Source organism: Skermanella sp. TT6, from assembly GCF_016653635.2.
Lineage (GTDB): Bacteria > Pseudomonadota > Alphaproteobacteria > Azospirillales > Azospirillaceae > Skermanella > Skermanella cutis.
Genome location: NZ_CP067420.1, coordinates 910,844 through 937,326, shown reverse-complemented (window position 1 = coordinate 937,326; position 26,483 = coordinate 910,844). Strand labels below are relative to the sequence as shown.

Genomic DNA, 26,483 nt, shown 5'->3' with positions numbered 1-26,483 from the left:
CGCGCATCGGTGAAGTCCTCCGCCCGACCGGCGTTGGTCCGACCTCCAATGGGATACCAACCGGAGAAGGTGATGGATCGGACGGATCCCTGTCGCAATCCGATTTGCCTACCCGGCCGGCGCGACCTTTGCGCCCAGGGCGGCGTGTCCGGGGGTTCCTGCGCCGCGACCTCGGATTAGAACAACTTCCGGAATGATTTTCATTACCTCAGCGTGGAAGATAACGGCATCGGATCAACTGTAATTAGTATCGTTCGGAGATCGAATTGACCGTCCTCGACGTGGTTCTCGATAAGACGCTCCCATTCGACATGCGCTGGAACCTGGTGAAGCGCCAGCCCCGGGTGGCGCTCAGCAAGCATCAGATCGACACTTTCTGGAAGGAAGGGTACCTGACGATCCCCGACTTCATCGACGTGGCCCAGGTCGACGAGATCGATCGTTCCTTCCAGAGATTGTTCCGGACCCGTGCCGGTTGGAAGGAGGGCGACTTCTACGACATCGCGGGGCTTGACCAGGGCGACGAGTTCAAGCTGCCCCAACTGCTCCACCCCGCCAAGTACGCGCCGGAACTTCTGCGAACGGTGTTCTGGGCCAATGCCGAGGCGGTCGCGAAGGCCCTGCTCGGCGCCGATGCCCGCTTCTCGTTCGACCACGCGATCAGCAAGCCGCCGCACCCCGAATCCGCCACCCCCTGGCACCAGGACCAGGCGTTCCACCGGGCCGGGAGCCATGTGGAGAACATCACGATCTGGCTGCCCCTGCAGGACGTGGACGAGGAGAACGGCTGCCTGACCTTCGTCCCGCAGAGCCACACCGGGCCGATGCTGACGCACCGCAACTACCGCGACGACAAGCGGATCGAGGGCCTGGAGGCGGTCGGGGTCGATCTGGACAAGGCCGTGACGGTCCCGATGCGAAAGGGCTCCGTCTCGATCCATCACAGCCGCACGCTTCACTATGCCGGGCCGAATCTGTCGAGCCAGCCCCGCAAGGTCTATTCGCTGCTGTTCGCCGTGCAGAAGCCGGAGCCGGTGGTGGCGGTCGATTATCCCTGGAACCTGGACAAGCCGACCGCGCGGCTGGAGCGCAAGCGTGCCTATGAGCAGCGCTGGTCCAACAGGGCGCAGCGGAGGATCAAGAACGCCCTGTCGAGCACCTTGCACCGGGTCATCGGTCGAGGCGGGCGCTGAGACGGGGGATGAGGCGCGCCGCGGCTAGAGCGGTACCCGATCAGGTCCATCCGCCCCGGGGCAGCCGAACCGATGCGTTGCGCCATGGGCGCAACCTACGATCGCCGGCCCGCATCACTTCCGCCCTGCATCGAGCCGTAGGTTGCGCCCATGGCGCAACACGGTGCGGCGAGAGGAACGGAGCGGTTCAACCTGATCGGGCACATCTCTACGCGGCGCGCATGTCGTTGAGGAACTGCTTGACCTGGGCACGCAGGTAGTCGAACTGCTTCGTCACCTCCTGGCTCGCCTCCAGCAATTGGCGGGTCGTCTGGCTGGCATCGACCACCCCCAGCGTCACCACGTTGATGTTGCTGGCGACCGCCTGGGTGCCGTTGGCGGCGTGGGCGGCAGCCTGCGAGATGTCCTGGGTGGTGATGTTCTGCTCCTCCACGGCGGCGGCGATGCCCGAGGCGATCTCCCGCGCGCCGTCGGCGACGGCCGAGATCGTGCGGATTTCCTCCACGGCGCGGTTGGTGACCTGCTGGACCCCCATGATCTGGTGGGTGATCTCGTCGGTCGCCTGGGCGGTCTGGCTGGCCAGGGCCTTGACCTCCGACGCGACGACGGCGAAGCCCCGGCCGGCCTCTCCGGCGCGCGCCGCCTCGATGGTGGCGTTCAGCGCCAGCAGGTTGGTCTTGCCCGCGATGTCGTTGATGAGCTGGACGATGTCGCCGATCTTGAGCGCCTGGGCGGCGAGGTCGGCGATGGTCCGGCTGGTCTGGTCGGCGGCGGTGGCGGTCTTGCGGGCGACGTCCACGCTCTCGTTGATCCGCTGGGCGATCTCGCTGGTGGTGGCGGACAGTTCCTCCGTCGCCGCGGCGATGTTGCCGACGTTGGAGATGGTGTTGTCGGTGGCCCGGGTGATCTCCGCGGTGCCGCGCTCGGCCTCGTTCATCTTCTCCGACATGGCGCGGGCGAAGGAGGCCATCTCCTCCGCCGACCGCGACACGGTGTCGAGCACGGTGGCCATCTTGCGATCGAAGTCGTTGGCCATGCTGCCGACCAGCTCGACCCGCTTCTGCTCGGCCTCCGCCTTCAGGCGGTCCTGCTCGCGGGCGAAGTCGAGGACCTTGAGCGCGTTCTCGCGGAAGACCCCGACGGCCCGCGCCATGGTGCCGATCTCGTCGCCGCGCCGGACCAGGTCCAGCTCGAAATCCAGGTCGCCGCGGGTGATCTTCGCCATGGCTTCGGAGATGACCCCGGTCGGGCGGATCACGACGAGTCGCAGCAGCAGGTAGAGCGCGGCCACGAGCGCCGCCACGATCCCGATGGAGATCAGGGCCGACGCCATGGTGTCGTCCGCGATCGCCTTCATCACCGCGGCGCGGCTCCAGGCCACCGCCAGCGTGCCGATCCGCTCGCGCTGGGCGCCGAACGCGACGGGGATGATCATGTAGGTGTGGTCGTCGGTCGCGTCCGTGACGATGTTGCTGTCGGCCGGCAGCTTGTGGGACTCGACGAAGGCCTGGAGCAGGGCCTTGTCGAAGCCGGGCTGCGCGAACTCGTTGAGGAGCTTGCCGTCGGCGGTCTGCACCATCACCCCGTCCAGCCCGGCGCGCGGGTTCTGCGCGATCTCCTTGTAGGAGTTGGCGAGCGCCTCGGTCCGCGCATATTTCACCGCGCTGGACATGTTGTCGCCCAAGGTCGCCGTGAGGATGGCGTTGCTGTCGTCGAAGGTGCTGAGCGCCAGGACGCGCGACGTGTAGCTCTGATAGGCGACGAGCCCGCCGAGCCCGCCGATCAGCAGCAGCGCCACGGACAGGATGACTTTCTGGTTGATGCTCCTGAGCGAAAACCTGCTCCTGCCCGGCCCCGAGCCTTGCTCCTCACGCCCTCCCATCACGAACCCTCCTTAAAACCCCAAAGCCGACTTCCACGGGTTGCGCACCCAGGGAGCGCCACGATGCAGCTGGCGAACCGGCGGCGGCATCCCGACACCAGAATAGTCGGAAGTTCGGGATTGTGTCCGAACAAGATGTCGCAGAGCTCATGACAAAACTTATAAGTCTATGTAATTTTCGTAATGCCACATCAGCATAATGTTCGCATCCGACGGATACAGCCAAGGCAAGAAGAGGATCGCATCACTACATCGGATCGCCTGGAACGGCCGGACGGAAGCCGCCCCCGAGCAAAGCGAAAGGGCGGCGGAAGCCTGAACTTCCGCCGCCCCCGGGCGTCCCGTGACTGGGCCGGAGAGATTACTCCGCCGCCGCCGCCGCGGTGGCGCCGCGCACCAGGGTGTCGTAGTCGGTCATCAGCGTCTTGCACATCTGGCCCGGCGTGAACTTCAGGTCGTCGATCTGGCCGACCGGGGTCACCTCGGCGGCGGTGCCGGTCAGGAAGATCTCGTCGGCCGTCTTCAACTCGTCCGGCATGATCGCGCGCTCGACCACCTCGATGCCGCGCCGCTTGGCGAGGTCGATCACCGTGCGGCGGGTGATGCCGTCCAGGAAGCAGTCCGGGGTCGGGGTGTGCAACTTGCCGTCCACCGCCATGAAGAAGTTGGCGCCGGTCGCCTCGGCCACGCGGCCGCGGTAGTCCAGCATCAGCGCGTCGTGGAAGCCTTCGTTCTCGGCGGCGTGCTTGCTCATGGTGCAGATCATGTAGAGGCCGGCGGCCTTGCTGCTGGTCGGCGCGGTGTTGGGAGCGGGGCGCGCCCACTTGCTGGTCTGCAGCTTGATGCCGGCCATCCGCGCTTCCGGCGAGAAGTAGCTCGGCCACTCCCAGCAGGCGATCGCGACATGGATGGTGTTCTGCTGGGCGGAGACGCCCATCATCTCGCTGCCCCGCCACGCGACCGGCCGGACATAGGCGTCGGTGTAGCCCTGCGCCTGGACCACGAGCCGGGTCGCCGCGTCGATCTCCTCCACGGTGTAGGGCAGCGAAAAGCCCAGCACCTCCGCGGACTTGGCGAGCCGTTCGGAATGTTCCGTCAGCTTGAAGACGGAACCGTTGTAAACCCGCTCACCTTCGAATACACAGCTTGCATAGTGCAGGCCGTGGGTCAGCACATGGACCTTGGCGTCGCGCCACGGGATCAGTTCGCCATCGAACCAGATCTGGCCCTCGCGGTCATCGAAGGGAAGCATGGACATCACAAAGCACTTTCATTGTTAGATTATGTCTCGGCATGGCGGGTAACACGTAACATTCGGATTGCACTTGTGTCAACATGGCTGACGTAAAAACCGGGGTGAACCCCCTCTTCCTGCGCGAGGAGGAATTGCGCCAGGGCATGGAGCTGCTGTTCTACGCCTACCGCGACTTCACCGCCGAACCCGATGCAATCCTTGGCAAAATCGGCCTCGGGCGTGCCCACCACCGGGTCATCTACTTCATCGGGCGGAACCCCGCGATCACCGTTACAGAGCTGCTATCGATTCTGCGCATAACGAAGCAGAGCCTGTCCAGGGTGCTGAGCGAGCTGGTCCGGCTGGGCTTCGTGACGCAGCGCCCCGGGGTGCGCGACCGCCGCCAGCGGCTGCTGGAGCTGACCGAGAAGGGCGTCGAGCTGGAGCGCCAGCTGTCCGAGAGCCAGCGCCAGCGGATCGCCAAGGCCTACCGCAAGGCCGGCGCCGTCGCGGTGGAGGGCTTCCGCGAGGTGATGCTGGGCATCATCGACGACGAGGACCGCCCGAAATTCACCGCCAGGATGGACCGCCCGCCCCCCAAACGCTGACCGGACAACGCTGACAGGATGCCGCCATGACCGAGGAGATGCCCCATATCCTGGTGGTCGACGACGACCTGAGGCTGCGGGAGGTGCTGCGCAAGTACCTGGTGAAGAACGGCTTCATGGTCACCACCGCGCAGCACGCGGCCGACGCCCGGGCCAAGCTGGGCAGCCTCGCCTTCGACCTGATCGTGCTGGACGTCATGATGCCGGGCGAGAGCGGCCTCGACCTGACCGAGAGCCTGCGGCGGGAGAGCCAGGTGCCGATCCTGCTGCTGACCGCGCGGGGCGAGCTGGACGACCGCATCGCCGGGCTGGAAGCCGGCGCCGACGACTACATGAGCAAGCCCTTCGAGCCGCGCGAGCTCGTCCTGCGCATCACCTCGATCCTGCGCCGGGTGCCGCGCCCGGTCGAGCCCATGGCCGACCTGCGGATCGGCAGGTGGACCTTCGTGCCCGACCGGGAGGAGCTGCGGGCCGGCGACGAGACGGTGCGCCTGACCAGCGCGGAGGCGGCCCTGCTGAGGGTCCTGGCGGGCCGGCCGGGGGCCATCCTGACCCGCGAGGAACTGGCCGACCGCGCCGGCATCGTGGGCAACGCGCGCACCGTGGACGTCCAGGTCAGCCGCCTGCGCAGCAAGCTGGAGGACGATCCCCGGCTGCCGCGCTATCTCCACACCGTGCGCGGCGAGGGTTATGTTCTGAGACCGGAATGACTATACCGGCCGGGTCCCATTCCCGGGTTCACGAGGCAGGGCCATGACGGCGATACATGAACTGACCGCGCGCAGCTACGGTCCCGACCGGCGCGGGCCGCGCGGGCTGATCAAGCGGATGCTGCCCCAGACGCTGTTCGGGCGGTCGCTCCTGATCATCGTCACGCCGGTGATCCTGCTCCAGGTGGTCGCCACCTGGATCTTCTACGACAGGCACTGGGAGACCATGACCAACCGGCTCGCCTTCGCGGTGGCCGGCGAGATCGGCATGGTGATCGAGCAGCTGGAACGCGACGTCTCGATGGCCGACCGGACGGACACGCTGGCCATGGCGGCGCGCACCATGGACCTGATCATCACCTTCGAGCCGGAGGCGGTCATCCCCAACCGGCGGCAGGAGCTGAGCAGCCTGCTGGAGCGCACGCTGGGCATGGCGCTGGACGAGCGCGTGCGGAAGCCCTTCACGGTGGACACCCGGGTCGCCAGCAACTGGGTCGAGATCCGCGTGCAGATGGCCGACGGCGTGCTGTCGGTGATGGCGCCCGAGCGCCGCCTGTTCAGCTCCACGACCTATATCTTCCTGCTCTGGATGGTCGGCGCCGCCATGGTGCTGTTCGCCATCGCGATCATCTTCATGCGCAACCAGATCCGGCCGATCCGCCGGCTGGCCGCGGCGGCGGACGCCTTCGGCAAGGGCCGCGACGTGACCCGGTTCAAGCTGGAGGGAGCCGCCGAGGTCCGGCAGGCCGCCGCAGCCTTCCTGGTGATGCGCGAACGCATCCAGCGCCAGATCAGCCAGCGGACCGAGATGCTGGCCGGCGTCTCCCACGACCTGCGCACGCCGCTGACCCGCATGAAGCTCCAGCTGGAGCTGTTCGGCGACGGGCCCGACGTGGACGACCTGAAGACCGACGTGATCGAGATGGAGCAGATGATCGAGGGCTACCTGGCCTTCGCCCGCGGCGAGGGCGCCGAGACGCCGGTCCCGACCGACCTGAACCGCCTGATCAACGAGGCGGTCAGCGCCGCGCGCCGGGACGGGGCCGTCGTGGACGTCCACCTGGAGGACGAGATGAGCCTGCCGCTCCGCCCGAACTCGGTCAAGCGCTGCCTGGCCAACCTGATCGGCAACGCCCGGCGCTACGCCGACCATGTCTGGGTCCAGGCCGGGCGGCGCGACGACGCGATCGAGATCACCGTGGACGACGACGGTCCCGGCATACCGGCCGGTTCCCACGAGGACGTGTTCCGCCCCTTCTTCCGGCTGGAGGAATCGCGCAACCGGTCGACCGGCGGCGTCGGCCTGGGCCTGACCATCGCCCGCGACGTGATCAGGAGCCATGGCGGCGACATCACGCTGGCGGAAAGCCCGCGCGGCGGCCTGCGCGCGGTGGTGCGGCTGCCGGTCTGACCCCTTGGCGCCGGCGCCCTACATACCCCGGTACGCTTACCGATTCTCAACGATCTTCCAGTAATACTTTCCGAACTTTGAAGTATATTACATAGGAAGATCAAGGTGCCCAACAAATCGGCTAAGCTGATGGCCGGAGCGGTAATATCCGGTTTGGGTATATATATCCTGATCGGCGAGGGTTTCTCGATCGTGAGCAGCGACGCCGTGATCAATGCCCGGGTCGCCATGGTCAGGTCTCCGATCGACGGATATCTGGAAATGAAGCCCTTGGCGATCGGCCAGCGGGTCCATGCCCGCGAGCCGCTGGGCAGCGTCACGGACGAGCGGGCCGACGATGCGCGGGTCCAGGACCTGGAGCGCGCCGCCGACGCGCTGGCCGCGGAGACCGCCCTGCTCCAGGCCAGGCTCGCCGACCTGAAGGGCAGCAGGGCGGAACTGGCCGGTCGCACCCTGTCCTACCAGGAGGGCCGGCTCCGCCAGCTCCGCGCCCAGATCGACGAGGCGGAGGCCATGCTGGCCGGCGCCCGGGCGACCAGCCAGGAGTCCGAAGCCACCCTGGTGCGGGCCGAGGAGCTGAAGGCCAAGGGCATCCAGTCCGCGGCCGTGCTGGACAAGGCGAGCGCCAGCCACAGCGTCGCGGCCCTGGCCGCGAAGGCGGCCGCCGCCCGGGTCGAGACGCTGAGGATCCAGCACGCGGCGGCGTCCAAGGGCACCTTCCTGGGCGACAGCTACAACGACACGCCCTATTCCAGCCAGCGGACCATGGAGCTGGACCTGCTGGCCGCCGAACTGCGCGCCGACCTGGAGGAGCGCGCCGGCCGGCTCGCCAAGGTGCGCGACCACATCGCCGTGGAGCGCCAGCGGGTCGGCCGGATGCGCGAAGCGTTCCTGAACTCCCCCGTGGACGGCAGGGTCTGGGAAGCGGCGTTGGGCGCCGGCGAATATGCCCGCAAGGGCCAGGACATCCTGCGCCTGCTGGACTGCTCGACCACGGTGGTCACCGCCTCGGTCGGCGAGCGCGACTACAACCGCCTGCGGGTCGGCGACCCCGCCCGGTTCCGCCTGGCCGGTACGCGCCGGGTCTACGACGCGGTGGTCCTCCGGCTCGCCGGCTCGGGCGCCGCGACGGTCTACAACAACATGGCGATCAGCCCGGGGCCGGACCATCTCCAGCGCTACGACGTGGCCCTGTCGGTGCCCGGCCTGCTGCACGACCCTGAGGCGAACTGCGCGGTCGGCCGGACCGGCAAGGTCTCGTTCTCCGGCATCGGCGACGCGACCGGACGGCTGCGCTCCTGGCTGGGCCTGTAGGCCGATGGTCTTCTCAGCCCTGGAGGCCGGCCTGGCGCCGTCGCTGGTGATCGCCGGGCTGGCCCTGGCGGCGCTGCCGTTCTGCTCGACCTCCGACGTGCGGGTGCGCGTCCTGGTGTTCGCGGTGTCGGTCGGCATGGGCTGGCGCTACATCGCGTGGCGGGCGGCCGAGACGCTGCCGCCGCCGGCTCTCGACGCCGACTTCGTCTGCGGCGTCGCCTTCCTGGCGCTGGAAATCCTGGTGATGCTGGGGTCCACCCTGTCGTCGCTGATCCTGTCCAGGACCCTCGACCGGCGGGACGAGGCGACGGCGAACGCGCGGTGGTGGCCGGCCGACCGGCCGCCCCAGGTGGACGTCCTGATCACCACCTACAACGAGGAGGAGGCGATCCTGTCGCGGACGATCGCCGGCGCGCTGGGCATCGACCATCCCCGGCTCCGGGTGTGGGTGCTGGACGACGGCCGGCGGGACTGGCTGCGCGACCTGTGCGCCGCCCGGGGCGTCGGCTACCTGACGCGGCCCGACAACAGCCACGCCAAGGCCGGCAACATCAACAACGGCCTGGCGCACCTGGCGACCCTGGAGGCCGAGCCGGAATTCATCGTCGTGCTGGACGCCGACTTCGTCGCCCACGACGACTTCGTCAGCCGCACGCTGGCGCTGTTCCACGATCCCACGGTCGGGCTGGTCCAGACGCCGCAGCATTTCTTCAACCCCGACCCGATCCAGTCGAACCTGCGGATCGGCCGGGCCTATCCGGACGAGCAGCGCTTCTTCTTCGACCATCTGATGGCCTGCCGGGACGCCTGGGGCATCGCGTTCTGCTGCGGCACCTCGTCGATGATGCGCTGGGACGGGCTGAGGGCGATCGGCGGGTTTCCGACCGACAGCGTGACCGAGGACTTCCTGGTCACCCTGCGCCTGAAGCAGCACGGGCTGCGCACGGTCTACCTGAACGAGCGCCTGAGCGACGGGCTGGCTCCCGAGGGGATGAAGGAGTACGTGACCCAGCGCGGACGCTGGTGCCTGGGGCTGATGCAGATCATCCGCGGGCCGCTCAGCCCGTTCCGGCGCAACCGGCTGGACTGGATGGACCGGCTCGGCCTGGCGGACGCCCTGATCTACTGGAGCTCGACCTTCTGTTTCCGGCTGGCCTGCCTGGTGATCCCGGCGCTCTACTGGTGGTTCGGCATCAGCGCGGTCAACGCGTCGTTCACCGACGTGGTGGCCTATTTCGTTCCCTATTTCGTCGCCGTCATGATCGCGCTGAACTGGACCACCGGGGGCAAGATCATCCCGATCATGAACGATGTCAGCCAGGTGCTGACCATGTTCGAGATCAACCGGGCGGTGTTCGCCGGCCTGCTGCGGCCGGAGGGCCAGAAGTTCAAGGTCACGGCGAAGGGCGGCGAGCGCAGCCGGCGGATCGTTCAGTGGGTCATGATGCGGCGGTTCGGCGCGCTGATGCTGATGACGGTCGGGGGCATGGTCTATGCCATGCTGTCGGACTACGCCCCGGACGGCGGCGCCGGGGACGGCAAGCTGGTGATCCTGTTCTGGAGCTTCTACAACCTGATCGTCCTGATGCTGGCCATGACCGTGTGCATCGAACTGCCCCGCCTGCGCGGCGACGAGCGCTATCCGACCGACGAGCAGGTGGAGATGGAGCTGTCCGGCGACATGATCCCGGCGCGCCTGATCGACATCTCTCTCGGCGGAGCCCGCATCCAGGGGACCGTCCCGACGGATGCCGGCGAGGGCTTCCTGCTCCATCTGGCCGAAGTCGGGGTGATGCCGGTCACCGTCGTCAACGCGCGCGACGGGGCCTTCGTGGTGAAGTTCCTGCATGACGCCGAAACCCGCGACAGGATGATCCGGAAGATCTATTCCGACAATTACCAGCTCAACGTGTCGCGGGTGAACTGGCGGGGCCTGCTGGCCGGGCTCGGCAGCCGGGCGGCCCAGTAGGCCGCCGGCGGCGCGTTGCCCGCCGCCTCAGGCGGCGGGAGCCTTGGGCCGGTTGACGGCGCGGCGGCGCAGCCTCGCGTCGAGGTCGACCAGCGCGCTGGAGAGCCGGAAGACCTCGGCGTAGGACCGGGTATAGGGAATGCGGGCGTCGTGGTCATACTCGCGGATCCGGTCGGCAGCCTCCGCGATCTCCAGCAGCGGCCGGGTGATCCGCCTGGCCAGCACCGATCCGGCGAACGCGGCGGCGAGTGCCGCGCCCAGGCCGAGCAGCGCCAGGTTCCACTGGAACCGCCGGATCGGGGCCAGGACCTTGTCGGCGTCCTGGCGCACGACCACGGCCCAGCCGAGCCCCGGATAGTCGCGATGCCCCGTCGTCAGGGTGGTGGCGGTCAGGTAGTCGCGGCCGTCGGGCCAGGTCTCCAGGCCGTGGCGCGTGCCGCCCTGGCGCGCGGCGCCCAGGCTGAGCAGGTCCAGCTTCCCGCCGACCAGGCCGTCCGGCCCCAGCAGGACGTCGCCTTCGGCGCTGACGATCAGCGCTTCGGCGCTCTCGCTCCGCTCGCCCCGGACATCGAGGACCGAGGCGGTGATCTCCTCTCCCCAGGACCAGCTGAGATGGGCTCCCAGGACGCCGAGCGGAACGCCGTCGGCACGCCTGAGCGGCATGGCGACGTCGACGAAGCGCAGGGGATCGCCGTTGGCGTTCGGCGGCAGTTTCTTGGCGAGGAGCACCGCCTCGTGGACGTCGCCGGCGAACATGTTCCGGCTGCCGGCCCGGAACCACGGCCTGCCCGACACGTCGGCGCCCTCCAGCAGGCGCCCGGTGCTGACGAGGACCCTGCCCTCCGGGCTCGCCAGGCCGACCCAGGCATATTCGGGGGAGCTGCGCTGGAGGGTCTCGAGCTTCACCCGCAGCCGGTCGGGATCGGAGTCGGGTTCCAAGGTTTCCTGGATCCGGCCGATCATCCGGATGTCCAGCCACCGCTCGAACATGCTGCGATCCAGCTTGTCGGCGATCTGGGCGCTGAGATCCAGCGCCGCGGCGCCCGCCTGGTCGCGGAGGCGGCTGCCGATCGTCCCGTTGGCCAGCAGGCTGACCCCGGCCACCGGCGCGATGCACAGCACCGCGATGCTGGCGGACAGGAGAGTGGAAAGGCTTCTTGGATTTTTCATGAATTACCGCAAAACTGTAATAACGGCGAGCCTGATGCATCGCCATTTACAGGACGCAGTAAGTCATCACCGCTTTACATCGGATGAACGAGCGGGAATTTCCTCAAACGACTCTTATCGACCGCAGCCGGGAACGCGAGGTCAATACAGCCGACCGCCGTCCGGGACCTTGCGCTCCGGCGTGACCAGCACGACTTCGCCGTTCTCGTCGGGAAAGCCCAGGACCAGGACTTCGGACATGAACTTGCCGATCTGCTTGGGCGGGAAGTTGACGACGCCGGCGACCTGGCGGCCGACCAGCGTCTCGGGCGTGTAGTGGCGCGTGATCTGGGCGGAGGTGCGGCGCATCCCGATCTCCGGACCGAAATCCACCTGAAGCTTGTAAGCCGGCCGGCGTGCCTCGGGATAGGGCTCCACGGCGGTGATCGTCCCGACGCGGATATCGACCTTCAGGAAATCCTCGAAGCCGATATTGGTGGTGGCCGTCGCCCCGGTCTTGCCCGTCATCCGCAGTTCCCCTTCTTCTTCAGGGCGCGCAGGCTACCGGCGGGAATCCTGAAAAACAAGGCCGCCGCCGGTTGCCCGGCGGCGGCCGCGATCCGGAGGGAACCGGATCCCGTCTCGATGGGGCTTACTTAGCCGCCTTGGCCTTGGCGACGACCGACTTCAGCTCTTCCAGGCTCTCGCTGACGCGCTTGTTGATCACGTCGGCGGCCTCGGTGTTGGACTTGGTGACCAGCTCGGCCAGCTCGCGGGTGTTGGCCAGGGCCTTCTCGAAGGCGGCCTTAACGAGGTCGGCCTGCTTGGCGACCTTCTCCTCCGGCGAGCCGGCGGCGAGCAGCTCGGAGACGATGGAGGTGGTCTGCTCGATGGCCTGGCGCAGGATCTCGGACTGGCGGCGGGCGACGGCCTGGAAGCCCTCGAACGCGAGCTGGTTGGCGGCGGTCAGGGCCTGGATGTTCTTCTGCTGCGCGGCGAACGCGGACTCGACATCGACGCCGGGAAGCTTGAATTCGGACATCAGCTTCGACACGTCGGTGAACTTGGAAACGTCGACGTCGAAGAACGGATTAGTCTTTGCCATGTGCCATCCCCTTGAGAGCATTCGTCGTTGCTGCGCCGCAACAGGTGTGATGCCGCATCATGCAGATTGCGCAATTCTGCGTCAACTTCTTTTGTGCAGCGCAACAACAACGCCCCTCAGGCCGTTACGCCGGGTTGGGCCGGCGAGTCGTCCGGCCGGGGAGCGCCCCCGCGGGAGCGCAGGGTGCGGGAGAACTGCTCGGCCTGGCGCAGCCTGGCGTCGAGCGCCGCCATGGTGCGCGAGAGGTCGGCGCTGTCGTCGGTCAGCCAGACCCTCATCACCGCCAGGTAGACCGCCCCCAGCCCCTTGACCCGGAGCGCGCCGGCGAAACCGTCCGCCGAGATCCCCGCGGCTTCCAGCATCCAGGCGAGCGAGCGCCGCAGGGAGCAGGCGTGCCACGCGGCGGCGACCGGATCGGAGCGCAGGTCGCGCGAAATGCTCTCCACCGCGGCCCGGTAGGGGGTCAGTGCGTCAAAGCGGCGCATCATGACGTCGAACAGCCGGTCGCGCGGGGTCTCCCCCTCGTCGACCTCCCCGCCTCCGGACAGCACGGCCTCGTCGATCTGGCGGGTGAACCCGCGCAGGATATCGGGCTTGCCCGGAAAGATCCGGTAGATGTCGGCCAGCGACAGCTTGGCCTCGGCCGCGATGTCGGCCATGGTCGTGGCCCGCCATCCCTTGTCCGCGGCCCGCTTCATGGCGGCATCGATGATTTGACGCGACAGATCAGCCTTCTTGGCCATGGTTTCCGTGATTCCCGTGCAGTTCGTTCGTCATGCCCTTAAGATTGGGCCGCCGGCGCGGATGCCAAAGCCCCCGGGCCCGAAATGCCCTGTCCGGCGGTGACGATCCGCGCGATGAGGAGTTGACTGTGTGCAAGGGCATGCGATGCTGCCGCGCCTCCCCCGTCGGGCGCGAAACCTGCTTCGGGCATGAAAACCATGACTGCTTCGTTCGGCTGGGCCTCCGGCTGCCTCATGACGCTGGCTCACCGGCTTCCCTATCTGACTCCCGATGAGGAACGCGACCTGGCCTTGCGCTCGGCGGCCGGCGACCAGGTCGCGGCCGAGCGGCTGGTCGCGAGCCACCTGCGCGTCGTGGTCCGGATCGCCCGCAGCTACGGGCGGTTCGGCCTGCCGGTGAACGACCTGATCCAGGAGGGCACGCTGGGCCTGATCCAGGCCGTCCGCAAGTTCAACCCGGACGGCGGGGCGCGGCTCGGCACCTATGCCATGTGGTGGATCCGGGCCTCGATCCAGGATTACGTGGTCCGGTCCTGGTCGCTGGTGCGGGTGGGCAAGACCGCCGCGCACAAGGCCCTGTTCTTCGCCCTGAAGAAGGTCGCCGCGGAACGGAAGACCTCGTCCGACGGGCTCGACCACGAGGCGCTGGCCGTATTGGCGACCCGGTTCGACATGCCGCCCGCCGAGGTCTCGGGCCTTGCCCACCGCATCGCGCGGCTGGACCAATCGCTCGACCTGCCGGCCGGCGACGGCGAGGAGGCGGAAAGCCTGCTGGACCGGCTGCCCGCCGACCAGCCGAGCCCGGAGGAGATCGTCGAGCAGCGCAGCACGGGCCGGGCCTGGAGCGGCCTGATCGACCGGGCGCTGGCCATGCTGCCGGCGCGCGAGGCCGCGATCATCCGCCACCGCCACATGAGCGAGGCGGCACCGACCTTCGAGGCGATCGGGCGGGAACTGGGAATCTCCAAGGACCGGGTGCGGCAGCTCGAGAAACGCGCCCTGCTGCGGCTGCGCGAGATGCTTCAGCCGCTGGCCGCCGTCCACGGCATGCCGGGCGGCTGACCGGCCGTCCGATCCGGAGCGCCGGCGGCTCCGCACCTCGGCATCGAGGGTGGGTGGAGCGGGATCAGGCAGCCCTGGGCCGGACCCGTGCCTCGATCTCTGCCCCGACCGCATCGCGGGCCGATTCCAGATCATAGGTCGTCTGCATACCGAGCCAGAACTCGGCGGAGGTGCCGAAATACCGGGCAAGCCGCAGGGCCGTGTCGGGCGTCACGCCGCATCGGCCGTCGAGCAGATCGCCGGCCAGCGATTCGGGAACGTCGATGGCTGGAGCCGGCGCGGAACCGCTCATGCCCAACGGCTTGAGGAAGTCCTCCCCGAGGACGTCTCCGGGATGCGCTGATGGGAAATCCGCCATGATCAGCCTCACGGTCAATGGTCATCGACGATCTCGACATCATAGGCATCGCCGTCCCGCCATTCGAAGCAGACCCGCCGCTGATCATCGATCCGAATGCTGTGCTGGCCCAGCCGGTCGGCGGAAAGAGCCTCCAATCGGTTGCCGGGCGGCGCTCTAGCCCGCGAGCTGGCGCGACCGGGCGGTGGCGGCCGCGATGGCGCGGTCGAACAGCGGCTGGATCCCGTCCCCGGCCATCAGCACTTCCAGCGCGGCCTGGGTGGTCCCGTTGGGGCTGGTGACGTTCCGGCGCAGCACGGAGGCCGGCTCGGCCGACCGCATCGCCAGTTCCCCGCTGCCCGCGACCGTGGCCCGGGCGATCCGCATCGACAGGTCTTCCGGAAGGCCGGCGGCCACGCCGGCTTTCGCCAGCGTCTCGATCAGCAGGAAGACATAGGCGGGGCCGCCGCCCGATACCGCCGTGACGGCGTCCAGCAGCCCCTCGTCCTCGACCCAGGCGACCTGCCCGACCGCGCCCAGCAGCGTGTCGCACAGGCGGCGCTGTTCCTCGGTGACCGCGGCGCTGGGAACGGCGACGGTCATGCCGCGGCCGACCGCGGCCGGGGTGTTCGGCATGGCGCGGACGATGGCCGCCTCCGCGCCCAGGCGCCCGGCGAAGTAGCCGATGGGCTTGCCGGCGGCGATCGACAGGAACACCGTGCCCGGACGGGCGAAGGCGGCGTAGGCGGGAACCACCTCGTCCATCACCTGCGGCTTGACGGCGAACACCACCACGTCGGGATCGAAGCCCGGCGGGATCCGGGACGGTCCGGCGCAGCGCACGATCCGGTGCTCCCCGGGCGGCGCGTCGGCTCCGAAGGCGCCCTGCGGCTCGACCACGACCACGTCGTCGACCGTCCGCGCGCCGAACCAGCCGTCCAGCATGGCGCCGCCCATCTTGCCGCACCCGACCAGAAGCAGCGAGCAACCCATGGCTCAGGCCTCCCCCACCGTGTCCAGGATGGCCGCGGTCACGGCTTCCGACGCCGACTTGCCGCCGGAGATGACGAACTGGAAGGCGGGATAGAAGCGCTCGCACTCCATCAGGGCGATCTCGACCAGGTCCTCCATCTGCTCGACGCTCGCCCGCGGCGCGCCGCGCAGCAGCGTCGTGTGGCGGAACATGGGGGTGTGCTCGTCGGGGCAGACGTCGAAATGGCCCAGCCACATCTTGGCGTTGACCTCGGACAGCAGCTCGTTGAGCTCGTGCCGGCGGGCCTTGGTCGCCTTCATGTCGAACTGGCAGGAGAACTGCATCGCGCTCACCTCGCCCTGCCAGACGAAATAGAGGCGGTAATCGCACCAGCGCGCGGCGATCTCGACGATCAGCTCATCCTCGTTGGAACGGTCGAACGGCCACTCGTTGGCGACGACGATCTCCTCGACGATATCCAGCGGATTGAGCGTTGACGTGGGCGTTTCTTCGACGGCGACTGCCGACATGCCTGCGACTCCCTGATCGCGCGGTGAACGGCGTTCGCCCCGGCCGACACCGGAAACGGCCCGATCCCGAGGGCCCAGCCGGCTTATACCGTCTGATCTACTCTGCCCCGAGATGTCGTATCCAGGTGGTCATGGGGCTACTACCCCGAGGACCGTGACAGAACGGCCCCGCGCTCGCAACAGAATTCCATAAATTTGCACATGAAGCGGCCGGCTGCCCGCGACCGGGCGGGCCGCGGACGTATCGCCGGCCGGGTGGGGACGGTCAGGCGCCGCCGGAAGCGGAAACGGGCTTGGCGTCCCCCGCCTCGTCCGCCGCGGGCTTGGCGGCATGGCCGCCGGCCGGGCGTTTCGGGGCGGCCGTCCCGTGGGCCAGCTCGCGTTCGGCGAGCAGGGTCGCGACCAGCGCCTCCAGCGCGGTCACCCGGTCCGTCAGGTCCTCCTGCTCGGAGCGGGCCTTGGCCGCCATTTCGCGGGCCGCCTCGAACTCCTCCCGGCTGACCAGGTCCATCCGGCTGAGGATGCGCTCGAACTGCTGGCGCACCTGTGCCTCGACCTCACCGCGCAATCCGGTCAGCGCGCCGACCGCGCCGCCCGCCACCCGGGCCAGATCGTCGAGAAGCTTGTTATCGACCTGCATGGATCCGTATCCTCCAAAGAGACACTATTATGGGGACGGGCCGGGGCCGAATCAACGCCGCATCGGCCGGCGGGACGCGTCCGGGACGGCAGGGGCGCCTTGCGGCGGTGCGGCAAGGAAGCCTATAAGGTCGCCAGCCCCGGCGGGTTACCCCGTCCCCTGGCCAGTCCCGCGGGCGGATTTTCCCGGGGCCGCCGCCGCACCGAAGTCGAACCGCGCCATGCTTGCCATCCTGTTCCCCGCCATCGACCCGGTCGCGATCCAGATCGGCCCCATCGCAATCCGCTGGTACGCCCTGGCCTACCTGGTCGGCTTCGTCGCCGGGTGGCGCTACTGCATCCATCTGGCGCGCAAGGACGAACGGCCGCCGACCTCGGTCGATTTCGACGATTTCCTGACCTGGGCGGTGATCGGCGTGATCCTGGGCGGCCGGATCGGCTACGTGCTTTTCTACAATACCGGATACTACCTGGGCAATCCGCTGGAGGCGCTGGCGGTCTGGCACGGCGGCATGTCGTTCCACGGCGGCCTGCTGGGGGTCATGGCGGCGATCCTGCTGTTCTCGCGCCGGCGGGGCTTCTCGCCGCTGGCGCTGGGCGACCTGATCGCCTGCGCCGCGCCGATCGGCCTCTTCTTCGGGCGCATCGCCAACTTCGTCAATGCCGAGCTGTGGGGCCGCGTGGCCGACGTGCCGTGGGCGGTGATCTTCCCGGGGGAACGGGCCGGCGGCCTGCCCCGCCATCCCAGCCAGCTCTACGAGGCGGCGCTGGAAGGGCTGGTGCTGTTCGCCGTGCTGGCCGTGCTCGCGCGGCGCCGGTCGGTCAGGGCGCGGCCCGGGCTGCTGGCCGGGATCTTCTTCATCGGCTACGGCCTGTCGCGGATCTTCGCCGAATATTTCCGGGAGCCCGACCCGCAGCTGGGTTTCCTGCTGGGCGGCCACGCCACCATGGGCCAGATCCTGTCCGTCCCCATGGTGCTGTTCGGGCTGGCGCTGGTGGTCCATGCCCGGCGCAAGGGCCGGGTGGACTCCCATGGACCCGTCGGCCGGGCGGATGCGCGGGATGGATGACGGCGGACTGGCCGGGCACCTGAGACGGCGCATCGCCGTGGAGGGGCCGATCTCCGTGGCGGCCTTCATGGGCGACGCGCTGGGACACCCGCAGCACGGCTACTACATCACCGCCGACCGGTTCGGCGCCGCCGGCGACTTCGTGACGGCGCCGGAGATCAGCCAGATGTTCGGGGAGCTGATCGGCCTGTGGTGCGCCCATACCTGGTCGGCGATGGGCGCGCCGGACCAGGTCAGCCTGGTGGAGCTGGGACCCGGGCGCGGCACCCTGATGCGCGACGCCCTGCGGGCCGCCGCCATGGTGCCGCAGTTCCGCGACGCCGCCCGGGTCCACCTGGTCGAGACCAGCCCGGTCCTGCGCGACCGGCAGCGCGAGCTGCTGGCGCCGGCGCTGGGGGACCGCCCTCCCCGCTGGCACGACACGCTGGCCGGGGTGCCGGACGGCCCGCTGCTGGTGATCGCCAACGAGTTCTTCGACGCCCTGCCGATCCGGCAGTTCGAGAAGACCGCCCACGGCTGGACCGAGCGGATGGTGGATTTCGACGAGGAAGGCGGCTGCTTCCGCTTCGTGCTCGACCGCCGGCCGGGCCCCGTCGAGGCACTGATCCCGGCCGCCATACGGGAGGCGCCGCCGGGCAGCGTGTTCGAGGCGTGCCCCGCGGCCATGGCGGTCGCGCACGAGCTGGGCGTCCGGCTGGCGGCGTCGGGCGGGGCCGCCCTGATCGTCGATTACGGCCATCCGGTCTCCGCGGCCGGCGAGACGCTCCAGGCGGTTCGGCGCCACGCCTTCGTGCCGGTGCTGAAGGCGCCCGGGACGGCCGACCTGACGGCCCACGTGGATTTCGGGATGCTGGCCGACGCGGCCCGGTCCGGCGGCGCCCGGACCTGGGGGCCGACCACGCAGGGCGCCTTCCTGGCCGCCCTGGGCATCCGGGAGCGGGCCGCGCAGCTGCGCCGGCGGGCGACGCCGGAGCAGGCGGCGGACATCGATTCGGCCGTCCATCGCTTGATCGACGGTTCCGAGATGGGCACACTGTTCAAGGTCCTGGCCCTCACCGATCCCCGGCAGGAAGGCGCCGCGGGGATCTGACGGGCCGAGCACCCTACACCGGAGCACTACTGGAGCACTGGACCCTGACGTGATCACACTCGGCGCGCTGAACGACATTCCGGCCGTCCGGCACGGCTTCTTCACCAAGCGGGGAGGCGTCAGCACGGGCATCTACGCCTCCCTCAACTGCGGGCTCGGATCGAACGACGATCCGCGCCACGTCGCCGAGAACCGGCGCCGCTGCGCCGCGGCGTTCGACCTGGAACCCGACCGGCTGGTCACGCTCTACCAGGTCCACAGCCCCGACGTGGTCACGGTGGAACGGCCCTGGCAGCCCGGCGAGACGCCGCCCCGCGCCGACGCCATGGTCACCGCCGCGCCGGGCGTGGCGCTCGGCATCCTGACCGCCGACTGCGTCCCGGTCCTGTTCGCCGACGCCGAGGCCGGCGTGATCGGGGCCGCGCATGCCGGATGGAAGGGTGCCAGGGCCGGCGTGATCGAGGCGACGGTCGGCGCCATGGCGGCCCTGGGCGCGCGTCCCGACCGCATCGTCGCGGCCATAGGCCCCTGCATCGCCCAGCGCTCCTACGAGGTCGGGCCGGAGTTCCCGGCGCCGTTCCTCGACGAGGACGCGGCGAACGGCGATTTCTTCGCGCCGGCGCGCCGGGCCGGGCACTTCATGTTCGACGTCGGCGGCTATGTCGCGCGCCGACTCGGCCGCAGCGGGGTCGCGGCGCTCCAGCGCTGCCCGAACGACACGGTGGCCGAGGAGGACCGCTTCTTCAGCTATCGCCGGGCGACCCTGCGCGGCGAGGCGGACTACGGCCGCGGCATTTCGGTCATCGTCCGGCAGGCCTGAGGACCCGCGCCGATGCCCTATACGATCATGCTCATCGCTTTCTGTGTGCTGGGACTGATGGTGAGCTGCGTCATCTGAGGCGGATTTCCGCCCGGCGAGGAACAGGGGGCCGCCGCGGTGCGCCGACCCCATGTGCAGGGTGCATGGGGGCCGCGACGGCCGTCATCGAACATTTACATGACGGGGGCGGGCTGATATGGTCCCGGCCGATTTCGTGTTGCACCTGTTCCCGACAGTCGGGACGGCGTCAACGGCACTATTTCCAGAAGAGAGCCGCGAAGTATGAAAGTCATTGCCGGCAACAGCAACCGGCCGCTGGCCGAAGCGATCTCGGCCGCACTCAACGTGCCGTTGACCAAGGCCAGCATTCGCCGTTTCTCGGACATGGAAGTGTTCGTCGAGATCCTGGAGAACGTCCGCGGCGAGGACGTGTTCGTCATCCAGTCGACTTCGTACCCCGCCAACGACAACCTGATGGAGCTGCTGGTCACCATCGATGCGCTGCGCCGCGGATCCGCGCGCCGCATCACGGCCGTGCTGCCCTATTACGGCTATGCCCGGCAGGACCGCAAGACGGGTCCGCGGACGCCGATCTCGGCCAAGCTGGTGGCCAACCTGATCACCATGGCCGGGGCCAACCGCGTGCTGACGCTGGACCTGCACGCCGGCCAGATCCAGGGATTCTTCGACATCCCGCTGGACAACCTGGAGGGCGCGCCGGTCTTCGTCCGCCACATCCAGGAGACCACCAAGCACGGCGACCAGCTGGTCATCGTGTCGCCGGACGTCGGCGGCGTGGTGCGCGCCCGCGCCATCGCCAAGCGGCTCGACGCCGACCTGGCGATCATCGACAAGCGCCGCGAGCGGGCCGGCGTGTCCGAGGTGATGAACATCATCGGCGAGGTCGAGGGCCGGCGCTGCATCCTGGTGGACGACATCGTCGACAGCGGCGGCACCCTGTGCAACGCCGCCGCCGCCCTGATGAAGGAGGGCGCGAAGTCGGTCAGCGCCTATGTCACCCACGGCGTGCTGTCCGGCGGTGCCGTCGCCCGCGTGTCGTCGTCGCCGCTGGAGATGCTGGTGACCACCGACAGCATCCAGGCGACCGAGGCCGTGCGCGTGTCGCGCAACGTGCGCCAGCTCACCATCGCGCCGCTCATCGCGGAGGCGATCACCCGGATCAGCGAGGAACGGTCGGTCTCCAGCCTGTTCAACTGACCGGATCATTCAGGAATTCGCGGGAGCCGGGAAAGGCTCCCCGCACAGGGACCTGCGGTCGGCGCCGAGCAAGGCGGCCGCGGTACGCCAGCACCCCTGGAGGCTGGCGTTCACCCAAAGGCGGCCCGGAGCGGCCGCCTTGTCATTGGAGTAGTAGAGTATGTCCGAAGCTACAGTTCTCGCCGCCGAGGCGCGCGACCGGGCCGGCAAGGGGGTTGCCCGTCAGACGCGCCGCGCAGGCCGGATCCCCGCCGTGATCTACGGCAACAAGGAAAAGCCGGTGATGATCTCGCTGGACCGGTTGAAGTTCGACCGCATCCTGCGCACCCCGGGCTTCTTCACGCACCTGTTCGACGTCAAGGTCGGCGACGCGTCCTACCACGTGCTGCCGCGCGACGTGCAGTTCGACCCGGTCACCGACACGCCGATCCATGTCGACTTCCTGCGCGTCACCGGGGAAGCCAGGATCACCGTCGAAGTTCCGGTCGAGTTCGTCAACCAGGACAAGTCGCCGGGCCTGAAGCGGGGCGGCATGCTGAACATCGTCCGCCACGCGATCGAGGTCGAGTGCGGCGCCGAGGAGATCCCGGAGCACATCACCGTGGACCTGACCGGCTTCGACCTGGGCGACTCGATCCATATCAGCGCGGTCACGCTGCCGGCCGGCGTCAAGCCGACCATCACCGACCGCGACTTCACGGTCGCGACCATCGCCGCCCCGTCGGCGGTGAAGTCCGAAGCCGCCGGCGAGGAGCCGGAGGCGCAGGAGTAAGCCCATGCTGCTGCTGGTGGGTCTGGGCAATCCCGGGTCGGAATATGCCCGCAACCGGCACAATATCGGCTTCATGGCGGTGGACGAGATCGTCCGCCGCCATGGCTTCGGCCCCTGGCGCAGGCGCTTCCAGGGCCAGAGCTGCGACGGCTCGGTCGATGCGGAGAAGGTGCTGGCGCTGAAGCCGCACACCTTCATGAACCTTTCCGGCCAGTCCGTCGGGGAGGCGATGCGCTTCTTCAAGCTCGCCCCGCCCCAGGTGATCGTGATCCACGACGATCTCGACCTCGCCCCCGGGAAGGTCAGGGTGAAGCAGGGCGGCGGCCACGGCGGCCACAACGGCCTGCGCTCGATCGACGACCATATCGGCAAGGATTACTGGCGGATCCGGCTCGGCATCGGGCATCCCGGCCACAAGGACCAGGTCCACGGCTATGTCCTGCATGATTTCAGCAAGACCGAGCAGGCTTGGCTGGAACCGCTGCTCGACACGGTGTCGCGGGAGCTTCCGCTGATGGTCGCCGGGCAGCCGGAGAAGTTCGCCAGCCGCGTCGCGCTGGGCGCCTGAGCCCGCTGCCCTTCAGTCTTTCCCGCCGCCTTTCTTAAGCGCATCCACCAGCTTGGCCTGGAACCTGCCGCCGTCGCGCCGCGTCGCCAGGAACTGGCGAACCGCGCTCTGCGCGGTTTCCCGGTCGTAGGGCACCTTGCCTTCGCTGGCGAGATCGAGGCGCTTGATCACCTTGGGATCGAGGCTGCTCCGCAGGGCGGCCATCTGGCGCAGCAGTTCCTGGCGCGGATCGGACATGGTCGGCGAATCTCCCCTCTTCGATAGGGCTATCATAGCATGAGCCGCGCGGGGCCGTACGGGACTTTCGTTTTAGTCCCCGGTGCCGCATATAAGCTGCCAGACGGGCCGGACGCCGGCCCTCGGCAAATCTCTTGAAAGCGACGGCATCCCATGGGTTTCAACTGCGGCATCGTCGGCCTGCCGAATGTGGGCAAGTCCACTCTGTTCAACGCGCTGACCGCCACCCAGGCGGCCGAAGCGGCCAATTTCCCGTTCTGCACCAAGGAGCCGAACGTCGGCCGCGTCGGCGTGCCGGATCCCAGGCTGGACAAGATCGCCGCCATAGCGAAGTCGGCGAAGATCATCCCGACCCAGCTCGAATTCGTCGATATCGCCGGCCTGATCCGGGGTGCTAGCAAGGGCGAAGGGCTGGGCAACCAGTTCCTGGGCAACATCCGCGAGGTCGATGCCATCGTCCATGTGCTGCGCTGCTTCGAGGACGACGACATCACCCATGTCGAGGGCGGCATCGACCCGATCCGCGACGCCGAGACCGTCGAGACCGAGCTGATGCTGGCCGACATGGACGGCCTGGAGCGCCGGCTGACCGCCACCCAGAAGAAAGCCAAGGGCGGCGACAAGGAAGCCAAGGCGACCGCCGACATGATGGAGCGCGCGCTGGCCGTCCTCCAGGCCGGCAAGCCCGCCCGGACGATGGAGGTGTCCGCGGACGAGCAGCCGCTGTTCAAGTCGCTGCTGCTGCTGACCGGCAAGCCCGTCGTCTATGTCTGCAACGTCGAGGAAGCTTCGGCCGCGACCGGCAACGCCCTGTCGGCCAAGGTCGCCGAAATGGCGAAGGCGCAGGGTGCGGCCAGCGTCGTCGTCTCCGCGGCGATCGAGTCGGAGGTCGCCCAGCTCGCCGACGCGGCGGAGAAAGCGGAATTCCTGGAGACCCTGGGACTGGAAGAGCCGGGGCTGAACAGGGTGATTCGCGCCGGGTACGCCCTGCTCGACCTGATCACCTTCTTCACGGTGGGTCCCAAGGAGGCGCGGGCCTGGACGGTGCGGCGGAATTCGAAGGCACCCGAAGCCGCCGGCGCGATCCATAGCGACTTCGAACGCGGATTCATCCGGGCGGAGACGATCGATTATAACAGCTTTGTCACACTGGGCGGCGAGCAGGCCGCAAAAGAAGCGGGAAAGATGCGGCAAGAAGGCAAGGAGTATGTCGTCCAGGACGGCGATATCTTCCATTTCCGCTTCAACGTGTAAGACTGAAAAGCCATTATCACCTTACTCCGAACGATGGAGGCAAAGTTTTTTTACTAAAAATGGGGCAATGATCCGGCCTACTGTGTTACTTGTGACAGGAGCTAGTGCGGCACGAGCCGGATCGATGGGCCGGACCAATGGGTTTAAGTACAGGCATGTATGATGTGATGGCCGCTGGTCTGGAAACGCTGATCGCGCGTCCGCGCAACCCGGCGTCCGAAGGAACCGGTCACGCGATCCTGAAGAGGCCGGCGGCGCCTCCGGCGGAGCCCGAGGTCGTCGCGGTGAACAGCCGCTTCATGCACCTGCTGGGTGCGACCGCGGACGAGATCGTCGGACGCCCGCTGGGCGAGCTGGCCGCCCGGTCGGCCCGCGCGGAGGATGTCGCCCGCCTGGCCGAGGTGCTGGCCGCCGACGAGGTCGCGACGGTCATCCTCAACCTGACGGCCGGCCCGGTCGCGCTGATCGTCCAGCCGATCAGCGCGACCGGGCCGGCCTCGCACATCCTGGTCACCGAGGATACCGGCCCGAGCGACGGCCAGATCAGCCTGGTCATCGACCACCTGCTGGCCGCCGTCTTCATCGTGGACGTCCTGCCGGACGGCCGTTTCCGCTATGCGATGCTGAACCGACGGCACGAGGAGCAGACCGGCCTGGTCGCGGCCGACGTGATCGGCCGCAGCCCGGAGGAGGTCCTGCCGCCCGACGACGCCGCGAGCGTCCTCGCCCATTACCGGACTTGCGTCAAGCGCCGGCTGCCGACCACCTTCCAGGAAGTGCTCCACCTGCCGACCGGCCGCCGCCACTGGGAAACCCGGCTGGTGCCGATCACCGGCGGGATTTCGGGGTCGCAGGTCACCCGCCTGTTCGGGTCGAGCATCGACATCTCGGAACGGGTGGTGGCCGAGCAGGCGCTGCGCGACAGCGAGCAGCGCTTCCGTTCGATCTTCGAGCATGCCGGGGTCGGCATCGGCTACGCGGCCGTGGACGGCAGGATCATCGACGTGAACCGCACCCTGGAGACCATGCTGGGCTACGGGCGCGACGAGTTGATCGACAAGTCCTTCAAGCAGTTCGTCCATATCGACGAGATCTCCCACGTCACCGGCCGTTTCCAGGAACTGCTGAGCGGCCGCCGGGCCACGTTCCAGACCGAGCGCCGGTTCCAGCGCCGCGATGGGACCGCCCTGTGGGCGCGCACCACGGCGTCGCTGGTGCGCGACCCGCTGGGCCGGCCCAAATACATCATCGGCCTGTTCGAGGACGTGACGGAAACCCGCCGCGCCCGCGAGCGCATCCATTACCTCGCCTCCTTCGACCAGGTCACCGGGCTGCCCAACCTGTCGCTGTTCAGCGAGCGGGTCGCCGCGGCACTGGAGCAGTCGGAAGCCGCCGGCCGGGTGGCCGCCCTGCTGGCGATCAGCTTCGACCGGCTCGACCCGATCCGGTTCGCCCACAGCCGCAGCGCCGCGGAACACCTGATGCGGCGCCTGGTGGACCGGCTGCGCCGGGCGCTCGGTCCGGGCGACCTGGTCGGCCGGATCGGCGACGACCTGTTCGCCGTGCTGCTGCCGGACCTGGCCGACCATGACGAGGCGCTGGCGACGGTGAAGAGCATCATCGCCACCTTCGGCACGCCGATCGAGGCCGACGGGCAGGATTTCCTGCTGCCGCCGATGATCGGGGTCAGCCTGTTCCCGGCCGACGCCACCGGACCGGACGAGCTGGTCCGGATGGCGGGGGCCGCCCTGCAGCGCGCCCGCGATCTCGGCACCTCGCGGTACGAGCTGTACTCTCCCGACATGGAGACCCACGCGGCCCGCCAGCTTTCGCTGGAGAGCCGCCTGCGCCGGGCGATCGACGCAGACCAGTTCGAACTGCTGTACCAGCCCAAGATCGAGGTCGAGACGCTGAAGCTGACCGGCTTCGAGGCGCTGGTCCGCTGGCGGGGCGAGGACGGAGCCCTGATCTCCCCCGGGGAGTTCATTCCGGCTGCGGAAGAGACCGGCCTCATCATTCCCCTGGGCGAGCTGGTTCTGCGCGACGCCTGCCGCCAGATGGCGGAGTGGCGGCGCGACGGCGTGGTGGACGTGCCGGTTTCCGTCAACCTGTCGGGCCGCCAGGTCAGCGACCCGCACCTGAGCCGGAAGGCGCTGGCGATCCTGAAGGACTCAGGATTGCCGGCATCGCACCTGAAGCTGGAATTGACGGAAACGGCGCTGTTCCGCAGCACGCCGGGGATCCGGGACGCGCTGCTCGAACTCCACGCATCCGGCGTCCGTTTCATGCTGGATGATTTCGGAACCGGATATTCCTCGCTCAGCTATCTGAAGCGCTTCCCGATCGAGGCGATCAAGATCGACAAGAGCTTCGTCCAGAGCATGGTCGAGGATCCCGACGCCGCCTCCATCGTGAACGCGATCATCAACATGGCCCATGCCCTGAAGATGCGCGTCGTCGCCGAGGGGGTCGAGACCCAGGAGCAGCTGATCTTCCTCCGGGCCTACCGATGCGACCGCATGCAGGGCTTCCTGTTCGCGCCGCCGACACCGGTCGCCGACATCCCGGCGCTGGTGCGCCGGCTGGCGGTCTAGG

General features: G+C 68.5%; 27 protein-coding genes. 15 read left to right on the top strand and 12 right to left on the bottom strand.

The genetic code is table 11. The features are described from left to right. Positions 1-266 precede the first annotated feature (266 nt). Complete coding sequence (locus IGS68_RS04385) at positions 267-1,193, top strand: phytanoyl-CoA dioxygenase family protein (protein ID WP_201077628.1); 927 nt, start codon at positions 267-269, stop codon at positions 1,191-1,193. Between the two features lie 208 nt (positions 1,194-1,401). Here IGS68_RS04385 and IGS68_RS04380 read toward each other — a convergent pair whose 3' ends face one another. Together IGS68_RS04380 and IGS68_RS04375 are read right to left on the bottom strand one after the other, a co-directional pair. Next, on the bottom strand, positions 1,402-3,075 hold the full coding sequence (locus IGS68_RS04380; protein WP_201077626.1) for a methyl-accepting chemotaxis protein: 1,674 nt from the start codon (positions 3,073-3,075) through the stop codon (positions 1,402-1,404). A 361-nt stretch (positions 3,076-3,436) separates the two neighbouring features. After that, positions 3,437-4,333, bottom strand: coding sequence for a branched-chain amino acid aminotransferase (locus IGS68_RS04375; protein WP_201077624.1), 897 nt, complete (start codon positions 4,331-4,333; stop codon positions 3,437-3,439). A 77-nt stretch (positions 4,334-4,410) separates the two neighbouring features. On the opposite strand from IGS68_RS04375, the gene IGS68_RS04370 reads away from it, so the two are divergent. The 5 genes from IGS68_RS04370 to IGS68_RS04350 all read left to right on the top strand — a co-directional run bounded on the left by IGS68_RS04370 (position 4,411) and on the right by IGS68_RS04350 (position 10,321). Next, on the top strand, positions 4,411-4,917 hold the full coding sequence (locus IGS68_RS04370; protein WP_158044038.1) for a MarR family winged helix-turn-helix transcriptional regulator: 507 nt from the start codon (positions 4,411-4,413) through the stop codon (positions 4,915-4,917). A gap of 26 nt (positions 4,918-4,943) precedes the next feature. After that, the gene (locus tag IGS68_RS04365) at positions 4,944-5,627 is read left to right on the top strand and encodes a response regulator (RefSeq protein ID WP_201077622.1); all 684 of its coding nucleotides are present in this window, start codon (positions 4,944-4,946) and stop codon (positions 5,625-5,627) included. 43 nt (positions 5,628-5,670) lie between these two features. Further along, entirely contained in the window at positions 5,671-7,038 is a 1,368-nt protein-coding gene (locus tag IGS68_RS04360) for an ATP-binding protein (protein ID WP_201077620.1), read from the top strand. Positions 7,039-7,191: 153 nt separating this feature from the next. Beyond that, positions 7,192-8,352, top strand: a complete 1,161-nt coding sequence (locus IGS68_RS04355) for an HlyD family secretion protein (protein WP_247881170.1) — start codon at positions 7,192-7,194, stop codon at positions 8,350-8,352. 4 nt (positions 8,353-8,356) lie between these two features. Then, positions 8,357-10,321, top strand: a complete 1,965-nt coding sequence (locus IGS68_RS04350; RefSeq protein ID WP_201077618.1) for a glycosyltransferase — start codon at positions 8,357-8,359, stop codon at positions 10,319-10,321. A 27-nt stretch (positions 10,322-10,348) separates the two neighbouring features. Here IGS68_RS04350 and IGS68_RS04345 read toward each other — a convergent pair whose 3' ends face one another. The 4 genes from IGS68_RS04345 to IGS68_RS04330 form a co-directional block, all read right to left on the bottom strand. Beyond that, a complete protein-coding gene (locus IGS68_RS04345; RefSeq protein ID WP_201077616.1) occupies positions 10,349-11,491 on the bottom strand; it encodes a HAMP domain-containing protein in 1,143 nt (380 codons plus the stop codon). Between the two features lie 141 nt (positions 11,492-11,632). Then, entirely contained in the window at positions 11,633-11,998 is a 366-nt protein-coding gene (locus IGS68_RS04340) for a tRNA-binding protein (protein WP_201077614.1), read from the bottom strand. 124 nt (positions 11,999-12,122) lie between these two features. Beyond that, on the bottom strand, positions 12,123-12,575 hold the full coding sequence (locus IGS68_RS04335; RefSeq protein ID WP_201077612.1) for a phasin family protein: 453 nt from the start codon (positions 12,573-12,575) through the stop codon (positions 12,123-12,125). A 116-nt stretch (positions 12,576-12,691) separates the two neighbouring features. Continuing rightward, a complete protein-coding gene (locus tag IGS68_RS04330; RefSeq protein WP_201077610.1) occupies positions 12,692-13,318 on the bottom strand; it encodes a TetR/AcrR family transcriptional regulator in 627 nt (208 codons plus the stop codon). A 198-nt stretch (positions 13,319-13,516) separates the two neighbouring features. Between IGS68_RS04330 and IGS68_RS04325 the strand changes: the two genes are divergently transcribed. Next, on the top strand, positions 13,517-14,380 hold the full coding sequence (locus IGS68_RS04325) for a sigma-70 family RNA polymerase sigma factor (RefSeq protein ID WP_201077608.1): 864 nt from the start codon (positions 13,517-13,519) through the stop codon (positions 14,378-14,380). 64 nt (positions 14,381-14,444) lie between these two features. On the opposite strand, the gene IGS68_RS04320 is transcribed toward IGS68_RS04325, so the two are convergent. The 5 genes from IGS68_RS04320 to IGS68_RS04300 form a co-directional block, all read right to left on the bottom strand. After that, the gene (locus IGS68_RS04320) at positions 14,445-14,738 is read right to left on the bottom strand and encodes a HigA family addiction module antitoxin (protein ID WP_201077606.1); all 294 of its coding nucleotides are present in this window, start codon (positions 14,736-14,738) and stop codon (positions 14,445-14,447) included. 14 nt (positions 14,739-14,752) lie between these two features. After that, positions 14,753-14,875: a type II toxin-antitoxin system RelE/ParE family toxin gene (locus IGS68_RS04315; RefSeq protein WP_201077605.1), complete on the bottom strand. Its 123-nt coding sequence runs from the start codon at positions 14,873-14,875 to the stop codon at positions 14,753-14,755. A gap of 19 nt (positions 14,876-14,894) precedes the next feature. After that, complete coding sequence (proC, locus tag IGS68_RS04310; RefSeq protein WP_201077603.1) at positions 14,895-15,710, bottom strand: pyrroline-5-carboxylate reductase; 816 nt, start codon at positions 15,708-15,710, stop codon at positions 14,895-14,897. A 3-nt stretch (positions 15,711-15,713) separates the two neighbouring features. Continuing rightward, positions 15,714-16,220 carry a type III secretion system chaperone family protein gene (locus IGS68_RS04305; RefSeq protein ID WP_201077601.1) on the bottom strand — a complete coding sequence of 169 codons (507 nt, stop codon included), beginning with the start codon at positions 16,218-16,220 and terminating at the stop codon, positions 15,714-15,716. A gap of 265 nt (positions 16,221-16,485) precedes the next feature. Next, positions 16,486-16,860: an accessory factor UbiK family protein gene (locus tag IGS68_RS04300; RefSeq protein WP_201077599.1), complete on the bottom strand. Its 375-nt coding sequence runs from the start codon at positions 16,858-16,860 to the stop codon at positions 16,486-16,488. A 220-nt stretch (positions 16,861-17,080) separates the two neighbouring features. Between IGS68_RS04300 and lgt the strand changes: the two genes are divergently transcribed. The 6 genes from lgt (at position 17,081) to pth (ending at position 22,397) form a co-directional block, all read left to right on the top strand. Then, positions 17,081-17,929, top strand: coding sequence for a prolipoprotein diacylglyceryl transferase (gene lgt / locus IGS68_RS04295; protein WP_201077597.1), 849 nt, complete (start codon positions 17,081-17,083; stop codon positions 17,927-17,929). Next, complete coding sequence (locus IGS68_RS04290; RefSeq protein WP_247881169.1) at positions 17,922-19,019, top strand: class I SAM-dependent methyltransferase; 1,098 nt, start codon at positions 17,922-17,924, stop codon at positions 19,017-19,019. The genes lgt and IGS68_RS04290 overlap by 8 nt, the downstream gene beginning before the upstream one ends. A gap of 49 nt (positions 19,020-19,068) precedes the next feature. After that, positions 19,069-19,839 carry a peptidoglycan editing factor PgeF gene (gene pgeF / locus IGS68_RS04285; protein ID WP_201077595.1) on the top strand — a complete coding sequence of 257 codons (771 nt, stop codon included), beginning with the start codon at positions 19,069-19,071 and terminating at the stop codon, positions 19,837-19,839. Between the two features lie 282 nt (positions 19,840-20,121). After that, complete coding sequence (locus tag IGS68_RS04280; RefSeq protein WP_201077593.1) at positions 20,122-21,057, top strand: ribose-phosphate pyrophosphokinase; 936 nt, start codon at positions 20,122-20,124, stop codon at positions 21,055-21,057. Positions 21,058-21,217: 160 nt separating this feature from the next. After that, the gene (locus tag IGS68_RS04275; protein WP_201077591.1) at positions 21,218-21,829 is read left to right on the top strand and encodes a 50S ribosomal protein L25/general stress protein Ctc; all 612 of its coding nucleotides are present in this window, start codon (positions 21,218-21,220) and stop codon (positions 21,827-21,829) included. A gap of 4 nt (positions 21,830-21,833) precedes the next feature. Further along, a complete protein-coding gene (pth, locus tag IGS68_RS04270; RefSeq protein WP_201077589.1) occupies positions 21,834-22,397 on the top strand; it encodes an aminoacyl-tRNA hydrolase in 564 nt (187 codons plus the stop codon). A gap of 12 nt (positions 22,398-22,409) precedes the next feature. Here pth and IGS68_RS04265 read toward each other — a convergent pair whose 3' ends face one another. Further along, positions 22,410-22,634 carry a hypothetical protein gene (locus IGS68_RS04265; protein WP_201077587.1) on the bottom strand — a complete coding sequence of 75 codons (225 nt, stop codon included), beginning with the start codon at positions 22,632-22,634 and terminating at the stop codon, positions 22,410-22,412. A 153-nt stretch (positions 22,635-22,787) separates the two neighbouring features. Between IGS68_RS04265 and ychF the strand changes: the two genes are divergently transcribed. Both ychF and IGS68_RS04255 read left to right on the top strand, forming a co-directional pair. Continuing rightward, a complete protein-coding gene (gene ychF, locus IGS68_RS04260) occupies positions 22,788-23,888 on the top strand; it encodes a redox-regulated ATPase YchF (RefSeq protein WP_201077585.1) in 1,101 nt (366 codons plus the stop codon). A gap of 167 nt (positions 23,889-24,055) precedes the next feature. Continuing rightward, a complete protein-coding gene (locus IGS68_RS04255; protein WP_201077583.1) occupies positions 24,056-26,482 on the top strand; it encodes a putative bifunctional diguanylate cyclase/phosphodiesterase in 2,427 nt (808 codons plus the stop codon). The last annotated feature ends 1 nt before the right edge of the window (position 26,483 follow it).